General features: G+C 62.1%; 12 protein-coding genes. 4 read left to right on the top strand and 8 right to left on the bottom strand.

Features of this window, described 5'->3' with window-relative positions; translation table 11 throughout:
• Nucleotides 1-41: 41 nt before the first annotated feature.
• Nucleotides 42-2,459, bottom strand: coding sequence for a VolA/Pla-1 family phospholipase (locus ABNP46_RS00450; protein ID WP_349920519.1), 2,418 nt, complete (start codon nucleotides 2,457-2,459; stop codon nucleotides 42-44).
• A 303-nt stretch (nucleotides 2,460-2,762) separates the two neighbouring features.
• Here ABNP46_RS00450 and ubiK point away from each other — a divergent pair, with 303 nt between their 5' ends.
• A complete protein-coding gene (ubiK, locus tag ABNP46_RS00445; RefSeq protein WP_349920518.1) occupies nucleotides 2,763-3,020 on the top strand; it encodes a ubiquinone biosynthesis accessory factor UbiK in 258 nt (85 codons plus the stop codon).
• 224 nt (nucleotides 3,021-3,244) lie between these two features.
• Here the strand turns inward: ubiK and fre are convergent, their stop codons facing one another.
• The 5 genes from fre to trxA all read right to left on the bottom strand — a co-directional run bounded on the left by fre (nucleotide 3,245) and on the right by trxA (nucleotide 8,586).
• Complete coding sequence (fre, locus tag ABNP46_RS00440) at nucleotides 3,245-3,943, bottom strand: NAD(P)H-flavin reductase (protein ID WP_349920517.1); 699 nt, start codon at nucleotides 3,941-3,943, stop codon at nucleotides 3,245-3,247.
• Between the two features lie 217 nt (nucleotides 3,944-4,160).
• Nucleotides 4,161-5,630, bottom strand: a complete 1,470-nt coding sequence (gene ubiD, locus ABNP46_RS00435) for a 4-hydroxy-3-polyprenylbenzoate decarboxylase (RefSeq protein ID WP_349920516.1) — start codon at nucleotides 5,628-5,630, stop codon at nucleotides 4,161-4,163.
• Nucleotides 5,631-5,660: 30 nt separating this feature from the next.
• Nucleotides 5,661-6,665 carry a hypothetical protein gene (locus ABNP46_RS00430; protein ID WP_349920515.1) on the bottom strand — a complete coding sequence of 335 codons (1,005 nt, stop codon included), beginning with the start codon at nucleotides 6,663-6,665 and terminating at the stop codon, nucleotides 5,661-5,663.
• 122 nt (nucleotides 6,666-6,787) lie between these two features.
• Nucleotides 6,788-8,053 (bottom strand): transcription termination factor Rho, encoded by a 1,266-nt coding sequence (gene rho / locus ABNP46_RS00425; RefSeq protein WP_042079206.1) that lies wholly within the window; start codon nucleotides 8,051-8,053, stop codon nucleotides 6,788-6,790.
• Between the two features lie 206 nt (nucleotides 8,054-8,259).
• Nucleotides 8,260-8,586, bottom strand: coding sequence for a thioredoxin TrxA (trxA, locus tag ABNP46_RS00420; protein ID WP_025328829.1), 327 nt, complete (start codon nucleotides 8,584-8,586; stop codon nucleotides 8,260-8,262).
• Nucleotides 8,587-8,699: 113 nt separating this feature from the next.
• On the opposite strand from trxA, the gene rhlB reads away from it, so the two are divergent.
• The 3 genes from rhlB to ABNP46_RS00405 are packed head-to-tail and all read left to right on the top strand — an operon-like array spanning nucleotide 8,700 to nucleotide 11,754.
• A complete protein-coding gene (gene rhlB, locus ABNP46_RS00415; RefSeq protein WP_349920514.1) occupies nucleotides 8,700-9,986 on the top strand; it encodes an ATP-dependent RNA helicase RhlB in 1,287 nt (428 codons plus the stop codon).
• A 14-nt stretch (nucleotides 9,987-10,000) separates the two neighbouring features.
• A complete protein-coding gene (gppA, locus tag ABNP46_RS00410; protein ID WP_349920513.1) occupies nucleotides 10,001-11,491 on the top strand; it encodes a guanosine-5'-triphosphate,3'-diphosphate diphosphatase in 1,491 nt (496 codons plus the stop codon).
• 20 nt (nucleotides 11,492-11,511) lie between these two features.
• Complete coding sequence (locus ABNP46_RS00405; protein ID WP_349920512.1) at nucleotides 11,512-11,754, top strand: Rho-binding antiterminator; 243 nt, start codon at nucleotides 11,512-11,514, stop codon at nucleotides 11,752-11,754.
• Between the two features lie 54 nt (nucleotides 11,755-11,808).
• Here the strand turns inward: ABNP46_RS00405 and ABNP46_RS00400 are convergent, their stop codons facing one another.
• Together ABNP46_RS00400 and ABNP46_RS00395 are read right to left on the bottom strand one after the other, a co-directional pair.
• On the bottom strand, nucleotides 11,809-12,567 hold the full coding sequence (locus ABNP46_RS00400; protein ID WP_434476166.1) for a class I SAM-dependent methyltransferase: 759 nt from the start codon (nucleotides 12,565-12,567) through the stop codon (nucleotides 11,809-11,811).
• A gap of 51 nt (nucleotides 12,568-12,618) precedes the next feature.
• Nucleotides 12,619-15,183 (bottom strand): putative bifunctional diguanylate cyclase/phosphodiesterase, encoded by a 2,565-nt coding sequence (locus ABNP46_RS00395; protein WP_349920511.1) that lies wholly within the window; start codon nucleotides 15,181-15,183, stop codon nucleotides 12,619-12,621.
• Between the last annotated feature and the right edge of the window lie 62 nt (nucleotides 15,184-15,245).

Raw genomic sequence — 15,245 nt, 5'->3', positions numbered from 1 at the left:
CGCCGCCCAGAGGGCGGCGTTTTTATATGGTTGGCTGACGCTTACTGCTTGAGCAGGGTCCCATCGGTCACCTTGACCGCGGTGCCACCACTCATGAAGAAGCTGCCGAACTGGGTCTGCATCTCGCTCGTCACGGCGCCGGTCGAATCGAAGTTCTCGTCCGGTGCCAGCAAGGAGCTGTGACCACCAGCCACGAAGCGAGCCGCATGGTGGTTGGCCGCCCCCGTCGCGGTCAGGGGTTGCAACCCCATCACCTTGAACAGCGGCTCGGTCCCCGCCAGCGGCGCAGAGGCGACGCTGTTCGGGATCACCTGATCCGGCAGGCTCAGGGCGCCATCACCCACCACTTCCGTGGCAAACAGCGGGAAGTCCGCCTTGATGCCGCTCGCCAGGTTGATCGGATCAGCCGAGTCCAGCACCGACTGGGCCGCGAAGACGTAGCTCTGCAGGGTGCTGGCGGCGCTTGCCTGCGTGGTGCCATCCAGGCTCGGCAGGAACTCGTTGACGAAGCAGCTTGCCACCGCGCTCTTGCAGGTCGGGGCATAGGCAGTGAAGGCCGTCTTCAACTCGGGACTGCCGCCGGTCAGCACGCTCATCTGTATGGTCGGGCCGAAAGTGGGGGAGTTCAGCAAGAGCGGCGCTATGCCGCCACCCGGCATGGCCAGGCCGCCGGTGGTGAACTTGAACAGGGCATCGGCCGTCGGGTTGCCCAGCGGCTGGTTGGCCACCGCCAACAGGTTGGCCCCGGAAATGGCGCCGAGGGAATGACCCAGGAAGTGCACCTTGAGGCTGCCGGCGGTGCCGATGACACCCTTGGCATTGGCCAGCCCCACCGCCAGACGCAGGCCCAGCAGATCCGCCACGCTCTGTTTCAGGTTGTCCCGCGCCACCGTCAGATAGCTCAGGTTCAGATAGGGGGTCGGGTTGTCCGAGGTGGTCACCGAGTCCAGGCTACCGGTCAGGGCGAAGCCACGCTCCCCGTGCAGCGGATGATCGATCACCACCACGGCGACGTTCTTGCTTGCCTTGGCACCGGCACCGATCTGACCCAGGGCCAGGGCATAGGCATTCTCCTTCACCGAGGTGACGCCATGCTGATAGATGATGACGTCGGTGATAGCCGACAGCGGCGCCGCGGCGAAGATGCGCATCGGCACGGACTGCACCTCTTCCAGCTTGGGCAGCGGGTTGAAACGGCCGATGTTCATCTCGGGATCCAGCGCCTTGCCACCTGAGGTGAGGGTCACCCCGATCAGCTTGCTCGCCTCCGCCAGCAGCTCGGCCTGACGGGTCGGGTCGGCGATGAGCGTACCCAGCAGGGCCGGATCCACTCCCGCCCCCACCAGACCGCCGATCACCTCGCTGTCGCCCGCCTTCAGGGCATTGGCGATGGCGTACAGGCTGGGGATGGCGCCGTGCCAGGACTGGGTCTTGGCCTTGTCCCAGGAACCGGCGGTGGCCGGTGAGGAGAGGAAGTAAGGCAGCTTGACCGCACCGGTATAGACCTTGGTGGCGCTCGCCAGGCCGCTCAGAGTCGGGTTGGCGACCACGGCAGCGGCGATGGCATCCTTTTGCTCCTGAGGCAGGAATGGCTCGGCCTCCAGCTGGGTCAGGAAGGCGGCGTTCGCCGTCACCCCCAGGGTGTAGGTACCCGGCAGGCTGGTATGGCCAAGCGCATCCTGTTTCCACAGGGCCGCCGCATCCAGGGTCGGGCTCTTCAGCACGGATGCCGCCGCTCCTTTCACCGCCACCAGCACATCGGCACCGGACTGGGTACCAAACCAGTCGGAGAAGATCACGTGATCGCTGGTGATGCCGGTGGCGGCCTTGAACAGCCCCTCCTGCAGGGTGATCAGACCGTTGATGGTCTGATCCTGGGCACTGCTGCCCGGGTTGCTCTTGTAGTTGCTGTAGTCGGAGCCGGCACGCACGGCATTGCCGTTGCTGTCCTTGAGGGTATCGGTCGCCACTATCATGTAATAGGAAGAGGGATTGAGCGGCTTGAGAGGCACCAGATTCAGCTTGCCACCCGCCTCGGCCACCACGAAGTCCACCCCGTAGGTCAGCTGCTTCTTCACTCCGCTCGGGCGCAGGGCCGCGCTGTCAAACTCCAGTTCAAGCAGATAGAGCGGGGCGACGGACGCCGCAAACTCGGCTGCGGCCGGAGCCTTGATGCTGATCCCCGAGGCGGTCACGGGCACGACCTGGATGGCCTGGGTTGTGGACCAGCCATCCAGGGTGGAGAGCGCGGAGACAGGGTTGGAGAGATCCGCCGTTTCGGTGGAGAACTTCAGGGTACCGTCGGAGGCACGGGCAGCGAGGGCACTGGGGCGAACGGCATTGGAACCGCTCAGCAGGTAGTCGAGATAGCTGGAGGTATCGCCTTTGTTATCGTCACTGCCACCGCAACCGCTCAATAGCGCACTGAGGACGGCTGCATAAATCAGGTTTTTTTTCATATCCTTATCTCTTTTTATGTTGTTATCCATGATGAGCCTGACGGGGTAGGGTTCAAACCCGACCGAAACATATTAACAGCAACGCAACAATTGATAAGCCTCTGGTCGGTCATCTGATCTGCTTTTTTTGTGTACAACATCAAGGAATTGGAATTGTCACCCCGGCGGCGGAGAGTAACAGCATCCGGCGCAACACCAGACCCGACCAGAGCCAGCGTGCCCGCGAGGCGCAAAAAGCCAGCCCCGATCTCGGCAAAGGGAGGGATTTGTCGGTAGAATGGCCCATCGCTTAAGGAGAACCCCATGATCGACCCGAAAAAACTGGAAGAGATCGCCAAACAGGTACACAACGCCCTGCCCCCCGGCATTCGCAGCATGGGTGAAGAGGTGGAGAAGAAAACCCGTCAGGTACTGCAATCCCAGCTGAACAAGCTGGATCTGGTCAGCCGCGAGGAGTTCGACGTGCAGACCAAGGTGCTGCTGCGCACCCGGGAAAAGCTGACCGCCCTGGAAGCCAAGCTGGCCCAGCTGGAGCAGCAGCTCGCCGCCAAGGGCGAATAAGCCCCTTCCGCGCGCGCACGGACCAGCCCTCGGCGCACATAAAACAAACCCCAGCCAGGCTGGGGTTTGTTGTTTCTGGAACAGTGAAGAGGTTCAAGGGCCGTTGCGAGAAGCCGTCAGCAAGGCGAAGCGCAGGAACCGGAGTGTATCGATATACATGAGCACTCTTTACCGCACATAAGCGAGCAGCACCTGAGCCTTGATCACGGCTTCGCCGTCGGCGCTCAAATGAACTCGTAGGCATCCCCGAAGATGCGCTCGGGTTCGGCCCCCAGCACCTTGAACTCTTCCCGGGCGGCCCCCGCCATCTCGAAGCGACCCGCCACATAGATGTCGTAGTCATGCAGACTGACGAAGTCGTCCATGATGGCCTTGTGCACCAGCCCGGTGCGGCCGGTCCAGTCCACTTCCGGCTCCTGTACCACGGGCACGAAGGTGAGCGGGGCATAGTCTTGCGCCCACTGCTGCATCTGCGCCTGCTCGTACAGCCAGTGCGCCTGACGCACACCCCAGTAGAGGAACACCGGGCGCTTGCTGCCGGTCGCCATCAGATATTCCAGGATGGAACGGGCATAGGAGAAACCTGTGCCGCCCGCCATCAGGATCAGGGGGCGCGGGGATTCGTCCCGCAGGAAGGCCTTGCCTGCCGCCAGTTCGATCTCGATCTCCCCCTGCTCACGCATGCGCGCCAGCACCTGGCCAGCGTAGGCGTTCTCCGGGGTGGCTCCGATCTGCAACTCCAGCACACCGTCACGGGTCGGCGAGTTGGCGATGGAGAAGGGGCGCTTGTCCGAGTCACTCATCACCACCAGCAGATACTGGCCGGGCTTGAAGCTGATGGCCTGCTGCGGCGCCAGGGCCACATGCCAGATGGTGTCGACATATTCGCGCAGTTCCTCTACGCGGCACTTGATACGTTGCATTCTTGTCCTTTTGACGGGCCAGCCCGGCCCGTTTTCACTCATTGATTCACTGTGTTCTGGCGACCCGCCAGGGGTCCGGTCAGTCGAGCATACCCAATTCAGGCCGGCAATACCGCTCTTTGTGCACCGACTGGCCGGAAACAGGCGCCATTGCATCATTCAACCCGGCCCGGCACCGCCCTTTTTCATCGAACGGGCGCGCCGACCGCCTCAGCGGCTAGTCCAGGATCTTCAATTCATCCCAGATGGCGTCGATCTTCTGCTTCACCGCCTCGTCCTGGACGATGGGCTGACCCCACTCGCGGTTCGTCTCCCCCGGCCACTTGTTGGTGGCATCCAGCCCCATCTTGGAGCCGAGCCCGGAGACCGGTGAGGCGAAGTCGAGGTAATCGATGGGCGTGTGCTCGATCAGGGTGGTGTCCCGCGCCGGATCCATCCGGGTGGTGATGGCCCAGATCACGTCCTTCCAGTCCCGGGCGTTGATGTCGTCGTCGCAGACGATCACGAACTTGGTGTACATGAACTGGCGCAGGAAGGACCAAACCCCCAGCATGACCCGCTTGGCATGGCCGGGGTAGCGTTTCTTGATGGTCACCACCGCCATCCGGTAGGAGCACCCCTCCGGCGGCAGGTAGAAGTCCACGATCTCGGGGAACTGCTTCTGCAGCAGCGGCACGAACACCTCGTTCAGCGCCACCCCGAGCACCGCCGGCTCATCGGGGGGACGGCCGGTATAGGTGCTGTGATAGATGGCGTCGCGTCGCATGGTCATGTGGGTGATGGTGAACACCGGGAACTCGTCCACCTCGTTGTAGTAACCGGTGTGATCCCCATAGGGGCCTTCCGGTGCCATCTCGCCGGGCTCCAGGTAGCCTTCCAGCACGATCTCGGCGCTGGCGGGCACCTCCAGCTCGCAGCTCAGGGCCTTCACCACCTCGGTGCGACTCCCCCGCAACAGACCGGCGAAGGCGTACTCCGAGAGGGTATCCGGTACCGGCGTCACGGCGCCGAGTATGGTGGCCGGATCGGCGCCGAGCGCCACCACCACCGGGAAGCGTTCACCGGGGTGCGCCTCCTGCCACTCACGAAAATCGATGGCCCCGCCCCGATGATCCAGCCAGCGCATGATCAGCTTGTTCTTGCCGATCTTCTGCTGGCGGTAGATGCCGAGGTTCTGCCGTTTCTTGTAGGGGCCGCGGGTGATGGTCAGGCCCCAAGTCACCAGGGGGGCGACGTCACCGGGCCAGCAGTGCTGGATCGGGATCTGGTCGAGATCGACCGCGTCACCTTCCAATACCACCTGCTGACAGGGGGCCGAGGAGAGACGCTTGGTCGGCATGTTCAGCACCTGCTTGAAGATGGGCAGCTTCTCCATCAGCTCCTTGAGGCCACGGGGAGGCTCGGGCTCTTTCAGGTAGGAGAGCCAGGTGCCCACCTGACGCAGGGCGCCGACATTGGGCTGACCCATACCCATGGCGACCCGATCCGGCGTGCCGAACAAATTGGTCAGCACCGGCATGGCATAACCCTTGGGATTTTCGAACAGCAGGGCCGGGCCACCGGCACGCAGGGTGCGATCGCTGATCTCGGTCATCTCCAGATAGGGGTCTATCTCGCGCGTGATGCGCTTGAGCTGTCCGTTCTGTTCCAGCTGCGCGATAAAATCACGCAAGTCCTTGTATTTCATGCGGGTACCCTGTGTGCAGGCGATGGCGCATTATAACCCCGGCTGGCCATCCGGTGTACCCGTATCGGGCCGCAGGACGGACATGGTGTGACGCCGCTCCTGATGGGTGAGCCTGTCCGCCAGCTGGGCCAACAGCCTGGGTTCGTCCAGTTGCAGCAACACGCCGGCCACCAGACCGCTGTATTGCTGCTTGCCGAGCTCCGCCAGCAGGTATTGGCGGGCCTCGTCCGGCAGGGGGGAGAGTCGGCTCAATTGATGCAGGGCCGGGATCATCAGCCGTTCATTGCGGCTGGCGGCGATCAGCAGATCGCTCGCCGTCTGGCCATGGTAGAAGCGGGGTATGCTGCTCAATGCAGCCAGGCTGTCGTTATCCACTGGCTGACGCCACAGTTTCTGGTACAAGTCAGGGTTGCCGGTCCGCTCGATGAGATGCAGCAGCAACTGGTTGTCCGGCAGGAAGAGGGGTTGGGCGGCCAGCCGCTGGGCCTCACGACGCTGCACGGCGGTCGGCTGGCTGTCCAGCACCGTCAGCAACGCCTGCTGTTGCTGCGCCAGCTCCGGGTTGCGGCTGTAGTAGAGCTGTTTGAAATCGAAACTGTCTCGCGCCAGCTGCTGGCGATAGTTGTCCTGCCAGGCGAGCTGTTGCCAGCGGTTCAGCACCAGCCGCGCTTCGGCGGCGAAATCATAGGCGGGCAGCTGCACCAGGAAGCCGTCCACCTCCCCTTCCACCAGCCATTGCGGCGCCTTGGCGGCCTGCGCCCGCACCCAGGCATGGAGTGCAGGGCTCGGATGACTGACCGTCTTGAGACCCGCCAGCACCTGATATTGCAGGTATTCACGCTGACCCAGGGCCAGGGTCTCCAGCAGGGAGTCCATGGCGGCAAACTGTTCGAGCGCGAGCCGGCTGTGCAGGTAGTCGAGGTGCCCCTGCAGCCCTTCGTCCGCCACCAGGGGGGCATTGCGTTGCGGGGGAGAATCGGCCTGCACGGGTGCGGCCAGCAGCCACCCAATCCATAGCAAGAAAATCAGCTTCATGACGTCTCTATCCTTGTGACATCCGGCCTTGTGGCGTCCTGGCCCCATAGTACTAAGGGCACCGGCAAATAGATAAACAAAAACCGCGACCTGGGCCGCGGTTTTGTCATTCTGCTACATCATCACTTCTGCTGACGCTTCATGGAGTCGAAGAACTCGTCGTTGGTCTTGGTGGCAGAGAGTTTGTCGATGAGGAACTCGATGCTGTCGATCTCGCCCATGGGGTGAATGATCTTGCGCAGTATCCACATCTTCTGCAGCTCGTCCGGCGCAGTCAGCAGCTCTTCCTTGCGGGTGCCGGAGCGGGTGATGTCGATGGCCGGGTAAGTGCGCTTCTCGGCGATCTTGCGCGAGAGGTGCAGTTCCATGTTGCCGGTACCCTTGAACTCTTCGTAGATGACTTCATCCATCTTGGAGCCGGTGTCGATCAGCGCGGTGGCGATGATGGTCAGACTGCCGCCTTCCTCGACGTTACGGGCCGCACCGAAGAAGCGCTTGGGTCTGTGCAGGGCGTTGGCATCCACACCACCGGTCAGTACCTTGCCGGATGAGGGGATGACGGTGTTGTAGGCGCGCGCCAGACGGGTGATGGAGTCCAGCAGGATGACCACATCCTTCTTGTGCTCGACCAGGCGCTTGGCCTTCTCGATCACCATCTCGGCGACCTGGACGTGACGGGAAGCCGGCTCGTCAAAGGTGGAGGCGATGACTTCGCCCTTGACCATCCGCTGCATCTCGGTCACTTCTTCCGGACGCTCGTCGATCAGCAGCACGATCAGCTCACAATCCGGGTGGTTGTAGGCGATGCTCTGGGCGATGTTCTGCAGCAGCATGGTCTTACCGGCCTTGGGCGGTGCGACGATGAGGCCACGCTGACCCTTGCCGATGGGGGATGCGAGATCCAGCACACGGGCGGTGATGTCTTCGGTGGAGCCATTGCCGCGCTCCATGCGCAGACGCTCGTTGGCGTGCAGCGGGGTCAGGTTTTCAAACAGGATCTTGTTGCGGGAGTTTTCCGGACGATCGTAGTTGACGTCGTTGACCTTGAGCAGAGCGAAGTAGCGCTCGCCCTCTTTCGGCGGCCGGATCTTGCCGGAGATGGTGTCACCGGTGCGCAGGTTGAAGCGGCGGATCTGGCTCGGGGAGACGTAGATATCGTCCGGGCCGGCCAGGTAGGAGCCGTCTGCGCTACGCAGGAAGCCGAAGCCATCGGTCAGGATTTCCAGCACACCGTCGCCAAAGATGTCCTCACCGCCCTTGGCGTGCGCCTTGAGGATGGCAAAGATGATGTCTTTCTTGTGCGCCCGAGCCAGATTTTCCAACCCCATGGATTCGCCAAGCTGGACCAGCTCGGACACAGGAGTGTTCTTAAGTTCAGTCAGATTCATAGTGGTGAAAGTCTGTAAGCAAGGATTGAAATGAGGAGACAGTCTGCTGGATTGATGCTGATCGGATTTGACTTGCCAGGCTGATGTGAAGCAAAGAGTCAGGCAAAAAGGTTAGCAAACGAGCGATAAACTAGCACCAATCGGGATGAGCGTCTAGGTGATAAAACACAAGGAGCGCATTATTGCAATGCGCTCCTTCTTGATTATTACAGGTTACCGTCCAGGAACTCTTTCAGCTGAGTCTTGGAGAGGGCACCGACCTTGGTCGCTGCCACTTCGCCATTCTTGAACAGCAGCAGGGTCGGGATACCGCGAATGCCATACTTGGGCGGCGTGTCGGCGTTATGATCGATATTCAATTTCGCCACGGTCACGCGACCGGCATATTCTTGGGCGACTTCGTTCAGGATGGGGGCAATCATCTTGCACGGACCGCACCATTCAGCCCAGAAATCTACCAGAACGGGGCTGTCGGCTTTGATTACATCAGCCTCGAAGCTGGCATCGCTCAGCTGAACAATCTTGTCACTCATCTCCAACTCCAGTCAGTAATTAAGGCTTTATTGACGGATCAACAAAGGCAATAGTTGCCCTATTTGAAATGATCCTGTTTATTATTGCAAGCCTAACCTGATAACCTACCGCCATGAGCAAAACACATCTAACGACCGAAAAATTCGCCCAAATGGGCCTCGAACCCGAAGTTCTGGCTGGTCTGGAATCAAAGGGATTTCACTATTGCACCCCCATCCAGGCGCTGTCTCTGCCACTGCTGGTAGAAGGCCATGACCTGGCCGGTCAGGCCCAGACGGGAACCGGCAAAACCCTCGCCTTCCTGGCTGCGACCTTCAACTATCTGTTGACCCATCCGCTGACCAAGCCGCGCCTCATCAACCAGCCGCGCGCCATCATCATGGCCCCGACCCGTGAGCTGGCGGTGCAGATCCACAACGATGCCGAGAGCATGGCGGCCTCGACCGGCCTGAAGCTCGGTCTCGCCTACGGTGGCGAAGGATACGACAAGCAGCTGGCCGTGCTGGAGCAGGGTGTCGACATCCTGATCGGCACCACGGGCCGCATCATCGACTACTTCAAGTCCAAGGTCATCGATCTCGGCAACATCCAGGTCGTCGTCTTGGACGAAGCGGATCGCATGTTCGATCTCGGCTTCATCAAGGACATCCGCTTCCTGTTCCGCCGCATGCCCCCCGCCACCGAGCGTCTGAGCATGCTGTTCTCCGCCACCCTCTCCCTGCGGGTGCAGGAGCTGGCCTACGAGCACATGAACCACCCGGAACACGTGCAGGTCGAGCCGGAGCAGATGACCGGCGTGCGCATCAAGGAGGAGCTGTTCTACCCCTCCAATGAAGACAAGATGCTGCTGCTGCTCTCCCTGATGGAAGAGGAGTGGCCGGAGAAGGCCATCGTCTTCGCCAACACCAAGCATGTGTGTGAAGACGTCCACGCCTGGCTGGAGAACGACGGCCACCGCGTCGGCCTGCTGACCGGTGATGTGCCCCAGAAGAAGCGGATGAAGATCCTGGAAGAGTTCACCAAGGGTCAGCTGGACATCCTGGTCGCCACCGACGTGGCCGCCCGTGGTCTGCACATCCCTGACGTGACCCACGTCTTCAACTACGACCTGCCCGACGACGCCGAGGACTACGTACACCGCATCGGTCGTACCGGTCGCGCCGGCAAGAGCGGTCACTCCATCAGCCTGGCCTGTGAAGACTATGCCTTCAACCTGCCGGCCATCGAGGAGTACATCCATCACCCCATCCCGGTCAGCAAGTATGACCGCGAGGCGCTGCTGGATGATGTGACCGCCCCGAAACGGGTGTTCCGCAATCGTCAGCCGGTGAACCGCAACATGCGTGATCGCCAGGGTGGCAACAGCAACAACCGCCGCCGTCCGCCCCGCAAGAACTGACAGGACAGGCCCAGTTGCACAACTCGCCGCTCTATGCCGCCATCGACCTCGGCTCCAACAGCTTTCACATGCTGGTGGTGCGCGAGGTCGCCGGTGCGCTGCGCACCGTCACCAAGGTCAAGCGCAAGGTTCGCCTCGCCGCCGGTCTCGATTCGGAATTTCGCCTCAGCCGCGCCGCCATGGAGCGGGGCTGGGACTGTCTGCGTCTGTTCTCCGAGCAGTTGCAGGACATTCCGTCCGACAACATCCGGGTGGTGGGCACCGCCACCTTGCGCCTTGCCACCAACGTCGACGAGTTCCTGAGCGAAGCGGAACGGGTGCTCAACCACAGCATCGAGATCATCTCGGGCGAGGAAGAGGCCAAGACCATCTACGAGGGGGTCTCCTGGACCTCCGCCGGGGAAGGCAACCGGCTGGTGATCGACATCGGCGGCGCCAGTACCGAACTGGTGATCGGCGAGCACAGCGAGGCCAAACTCCTCAACAGCCTGCACATGGGTTGCGTCACCTGGCTCAACAATCACTTCGGTGACGGCGAGCTCTCCGAGACCCGTTTCAACCAGGCCATCGCCAGCGCCAAGACGGTGCTGGAAAACGTGGCCGAGGATTACAAGACCCTCGGCTGGCGCACCTGCGTCGGCGCCTCCGGCACCGTCCAGGCGCTGCAGGAGATCATGCTGGCCCAGGGCAAGAGCGAGCGAGTTACCCTGCCGAAGCTGCAGGAGCTGATGGGTCAGGCCATCGCCTGCGGCAAGCTGGACCAGCTTCGGCTGGAAGGGCTGGCGGCCGAGCGGCTGACCGTGTTCCCCTCCGGTCTCGCCATCCTCATAGCCATCTTCGAGACCCTCGGCATCGAGAGCATGACCCTCGCCGGTGGCGCATTGCGGGAAGGACTGATCTACGGTCTGCTCGGCAACAATCACGACTGTGACGCCCGGGATCGTACCGCCGACAGCCTGATCAACCGCTATCAGCTCGACAAGGAACATGCCGAGCGGGTACGCGACACCGCCGTCGAGGCGTTCAACCAGTTGCAGCCGGCCTGGCGTCTCTCCCGACGCTATGGTCGCCCCATACTCCGTTATGCCGCCCTGCTGCACGAGATCGGGCTCTGCATCGAGTACAAGAAGGCCCCGCAACACGCGGCCTACATCATCGACAACATCGACATGCCGGGCTTCACCCCGGCCCAGAAGAAGCTGTTGTCGGCCCTGCTGCTCAACCAGCGGGATGATTTCAAGCTGGAGCAGCTGGAGAAGCAGGGGGCCGTCACCGGTCGCCAGGCGATCCGGCTGGCCCGCATCCTGCGCATCGCCCTCATTCTCTGCATGCGTCGCACCCAGGGCACGGTACCCCGCTTCACCCTGGAAGCCAACGAGGATGCCCTGGCCCTGACCCTGCCCAAGGGCTGGCTGGACGAACACTACCTGCGGGCCAGCGAGCTCCGCCTGGAAGTGGAGCGCCAGCAGAAGATGGGCTGGGCCACCCGTTTGCTGGAAGCCTGAACACTCCCAAAGGAAGCACCATGACGGATTATCAACCCATCAGCTGTGACCTCTATGACTGGCTCGAAATCGCCGCTCGCTGGCAACTGCCGGTGACGCTCACCGACCGCAGTGGCCGGCAGTGGGAGGACAAGGTGCAGACCATAGTGGCGAAAAAGGGGATTGAATACCTGTTGCTAACCAGCGGAGAGCGGCTCAGTCTGGCGGAGCTGGCGACCCTGGCCCTCGTCTGGCAGGGGGAAGAGAAACTTGTCCGTTTCTAGTCGGACAAGTAAAGAGGGCCCGCACTGCGGGCCCTCTTCGTATGGGGGTCACGGTCAACCGGCCAGCGCCGCCATTACATAGACATCGAAGCGGTTGCTCTTGGTCTCGATGGCCATGCTGGGTTTGTGCTCGTTGAGCCAGCCCGCGTAGTCGGGCCGCTTTACCACCACCCGTCGGGTCGCCATCTTGAGCGCCGCCGGCAGCAGCGCATCCGCATCGAGATCCGGCCCCACCAGGGACTGGAACACCCGCATCTCTTTTTTCACCAGCGCGGATTTCTGCTTGTGGGGGAACATGGGATCCAGATAGATGACGTCCGGCCGTTCGCTCAATGCCAGCAGGTTGTCCACCGCCGGTCCTTGCAGCAACTGCATCCGCTCGCTCACCCAGCCCCCGATCTCGGGATCCTGGGCCGCCCGCGTCAACCCATCCTGCAGCAGGGCCGCCACCACGGGGCTGCGCTCGATCAGGGTCACCCTGCAACCGAGGGAGGCCAGTACGAAGGCATCACGGCCGAGCCCGGCGGTAGCATCCACCACGGTCGGCATGGCCCCCGCCTTCAGCCCTACCGCCTTGGCGATGGACTGGCCACGACCACCACCAAACTTGCGCCTGTGTGCCACCGCCCCTTCCACGAAGTCCACGTAGACAGCCCCCAGCTTGGGCTCGTCCAGCTTGCGCAGCTCCAGCCGCGCCTCGGTCAGTACCAGGGCGAAGGGAGCGGGAAACTCCACGTCGGCCAGGCGCTGGCGCAGGGCGTCGAGCTCCCCTTCCCGGGCGGGCACTTCACTGAAAACCTGAATACGGGGCATAACGATGACTCATGGCGGCATGGAGCCGAGCATGATAACAGAAGCGGGAGATCAGCTCACGATGGTGAGATTGGCCAGGTTCATTCCCTGCCGGTTGAGGGTCAGGTATTCCGTCAGATCCTCGAATGGCAGCGGCCGGCTGAGCAGATAGCCCTGAGTGAAGGCGCACCCTTTCTGACAAAGGAAGTTGAGTTGCTCCCGGGTTTCCACCCCCTCGATCACCACCTGCATGCCAAGGTTGTGCACTATGTTGATGATGCCGTCCAGCAGCAACCTGTCCTGTTCGTTGAAGGGAATATGGCGCACGAAGGAGCGATCTATCTTCACCAGATCCACCGGGAAGGTACGCAGATAGTTGAGCGCCGAGTAGCCGGTACCGAAATCATCGATGGCCAGCTTGCAACCCGCCTCGCGCAGGGCGTCGATCCGCACCCTGTGTTGATCGCTGCTCTCCATCAAGAGAGATTCGGTGATCTCGATGATGATGTCCTTGGGGTCCAGGCCGAAGTGACGGATCACCCGCAGCCATTCGTTGGCTTCCGGATCTATGGTCTGGAACTCCAGGGTGGAGCGGTTGATGGACATCTGCAGATCCGGGAAGCCGGATTTTTGCAGTCGTGCCAGATCCCGGCACGACTGCCACAACACCAGAGCGCCCAGCCCCTGCATCAGCCCGGCCTCCTCCGCCAGCGGGATGAAGTCCGCCGGCGAGACCTGGCCCCAATGGGGGTGATACCAGCGCACCAGCGCCTCCAGCTTGGCCACCCGGCCGCTACGGTTGTCCCAGATGGGCTGATAGGCCATGGTCAGTTGCGACAGCTTGATGGCCTCCGCCAGATCCTGCTGCATCTGGTGGCGCTGGCTCACCTCCTCCCGCATGGAGGCGCTGTAGGTGCCCAGGGTTCGGCCCTGCCGCTTGGCGACGAACAATGCCTGTTCGGCGTTGCGCAGCAGCTCGTCGCTGTCCGCCCCATCGTAGGGACAGAGTGTGATCCCCAGGGTTGCCGTCACGTAGAGGTGCTGATTGGCCAGCATGAAGGGTCTGGCGAAGCCGCCGATCACCTGTTTGGCGAACACCTCGGCCTGGCGGCGGTTGACGATGCCGGGCACCAGGAAGGCAAATTCATCCCCACCGATGCGGGCCACCAGATCCTCGGTGCGCACCCGGCTCACCAGCCGATCCGACACTTCCCGCAGCAGGGCATCACCCACGTGGTGATCCATGCTGTTGTTGACCGCCTTGAAGTTGTTGAGGTCCAGTACCATGAGGGCGAAGCGCTCCCCCCGCTCGCAGAAACGGGCAAGGCAGCGACCAAACAGCCAGCGGTTGGGCAGGCCGGTCAGGTTGTCGTAGTTCGCCTGGGCCGCGATTTTCTGCTCCGCCAGCTTGGTCTGGGAGAGATCGCTGAAGATGGCGATGTACTGGCTGATCCGGCCCCCTTCCCGCAGGGCGCTCACCATCAGTTGCTGGGGGTAGAGCTTGCCGTTCTTGCGCTTGTTCCACACCTCCCCACGCCAGATCCCCACCCGCTCCAGGGCGTGGTACATGTCGGCGTAGAAAGTCTGATCGTGCAGTCCGGATTTGAGCAGGCTGGGGCGCTGGCCGCAGGCCTCCTCCTCGCTGTAACCGGTGATCCGTTCGAATGCGGGATTCACCGAGATGATGCGGCTCTCCCCGTCACACACCAGGATGGCTTCGGAGAGGTTGTCATAGACCCGGTGGGAGAGCTTGAGCTGCTCGCTGTGACGCTTGATGGGATCGATGTTCTCCAGCACCAGCATCAGATAATCGGGGTGCAACTGCTCGTTGCGAATGAGGGTGACGGTCACGCGCCCCCACAGCACCGAACCATCCCGGTGCCGGTAGCGCTTCTCCTGGGTGAAAGCGGGGCGTTCTCCGCGCCGGATCTCCTCGTAGAGCGGGAGGCTCGCCTGCCAGTCTTCCGGGTGGTTGAACTCGGCGGCGGTGCGGTTCAGCAACTCGTCCGGACGATAACCCAGCATCTTCTCGATGGCCGGGTTGATCCAGAGAATCCGCCCGTCCAGGTCCATCTTGCCGATGCCCACGGGAGCGTGGGACATCATGGTATCCAGCACCTGCATGGCGCCCGGCCCCATGGATTGCGAAGGGGCCTGCTGCTGGTACATCAGGGCCAGCTCGCGACCGGCGATGGGGGCCAGCAGCCTCAGCAGCTGCATGATCTTGTCCATGCTCGGCATCGCCTGCTTGAACATGACGCTGCACAGCCCCAGGGTCTCCCCCTGGGCATTCTTCAGGGCGATGCCGGCATAGCCACGGATCTGCCAGAACTCCAGCACGGCGGCATGGGGAAACAGCTGGCAGGTGCAATCGTTGAACCAGGCTTCCCCTTGCTGCATGACGATCTCCCCCGGGGTACTGGCGAGGGGAAAACTGTAGGAGCCGATGTCGAGGGAGGCGGGATAGGCGGCATGAATGGTGAAGAACAGGCCGGTCTGGTCCTGTCCCGAAATCAGGACGAGATCCGCCCCCACCGAGCTGGCGATCTCACTCACAAAAGTATCGAAAAATCCCTTGCCACTCAGATGAGACAAGCTGGAGATGATTTGATAGACAGACTCGAGTGCTCGCCTCATGGCAAGTGGCTTTCTCTCCTTGGAAACTAGAACCCGACTCTACTGGAAGAGGCGGTGGCTGT

It is taken from the genome of Aeromonas veronii (genome assembly GCF_040215105.1).
GTDB classification, from domain to species: domain Bacteria; phylum Pseudomonadota; class Gammaproteobacteria; order Enterobacterales; family Aeromonadaceae; genus Aeromonas; species Aeromonas veronii_G.
The sequence above is the reverse complement of the archived record's forward strand: the minus strand, read 5'-3'. Positions and strand labels throughout refer to the sequence as shown.